Source organism: Mesorhizobium sp. B2-3-2 (genome assembly GCF_006442295.1).
GTDB lineage: Bacteria > Pseudomonadota > Alphaproteobacteria > Rhizobiales > Rhizobiaceae > Mesorhizobium.
On record NZ_VFWA01000030.1, the window covers coordinates 5,001 to 6,117 of the forward strand.

Consider the following 1,117-nt stretch of genomic DNA (forward strand, 5'->3'; position numbering starts at 1 on the left):
GGTGGGTAGTTTGACTGGGGCGGTCGCCTCCTAAAGAGTAACGGAGGCGCGCGATGGTGGGCTCAGAACGGTCGGAAATCGTTCGCTGAGTGCAATGGCATAAGCCTGCCTGACTGCGAGACTGACAAGTCGAGCAGAGACGAAAGTCGGTCATAGTGATCCGGTGGTCCCGCGTGGAAGGGCCATCGCTCAACGGATAAAAGGTACGCCGGGGATAACAGGCTGATGACCCCCAAGAGTCCATATCGACGGGGTTGTTTGGCACCTCGATGTCGACTCATCGCATCCTGGGGCTGGAGCAGGTCCCAAGGGTATGGCTGTTCGCCATTTAAAGCGGTACGTGAGTTGGGTTCAGAACGTCGTGAGACAGTTCGGTCCCTATCTGCCGTGGGTGTAGGAATATTGAAAGGATCTGTCCCTAGTACGAGAGGACCGGGATGGACGGATCTCTGGTGGACCTGTTGTGGCGCCAGCCGCATAGCAGGGTAGCTATATCCGGACGGGATAACCGCTGAAGGCATCTAAGCGGGAAACCCACCTTAAAACGAGTATTCCCTGAGAACCGTGGAAGACGACCACGTTGATAGGCCGGGTGTGGAAGAGCGGCAACGCTTGAAGCTTACCGGTACTAATAGTTCGATCGGCTTGATCGTTCTCATTCCTTATGCCCATCTCGGCGCAATCCAAAGGATTGTCGCCAGAAGTCGGATGGTCTACCAGCGCTCACGCATGAGCGGCCCTTACGGGCCTATGCTCCGCGGGGGCGCCGGACGACCGGCGACGCGCAGTCGCGCTTGCGGGCTTTGCCCGGAAGCAAACTGTGGATGTCGCTCAGGCACAAAAGACAGGTGAAGAGCATGAGCCAATAGCGAATAGGCATCCCCTACTCACTATTTGCTACTCACTATTCCCTATTCCAGCTTCTCGAACAACGTGCGTTTTGCCGACCTGGTGGTTATGGCGGAGCGGCTGCACCCGATCCCATTCCGAACTCGGCCGTGAAACGCTCCAGCGCTGATGGTACTTCGTCTCAAGACGCGGGAGAGTAGGTCGCTGCCAGGTCTGCCAAACGCACGTTAAACTCACATCCAATCGGATGGATGTGAAATCTTCTCTT

The 1,117-nt window shown here is 56.6% G+C and carries 2 rRNA genes (1 of these 2 running past the window's edge); both read left to right on the forward strand.

Going from position 1 to position 1,117, the window contains the following annotated elements:
- Window positions 1-653 (forward strand): 23S ribosomal RNA (locus tag FJ964_RS30820) (it extends 2,172 nt beyond the left edge of the window).
- 294 nt (window positions 654-947) lie between these two features.
- Window positions 948-1,062 (forward strand): 5S ribosomal RNA (gene rrf / locus FJ964_RS30825).
- Window positions 1,063-1,117 lie beyond the last annotated feature (55 nt).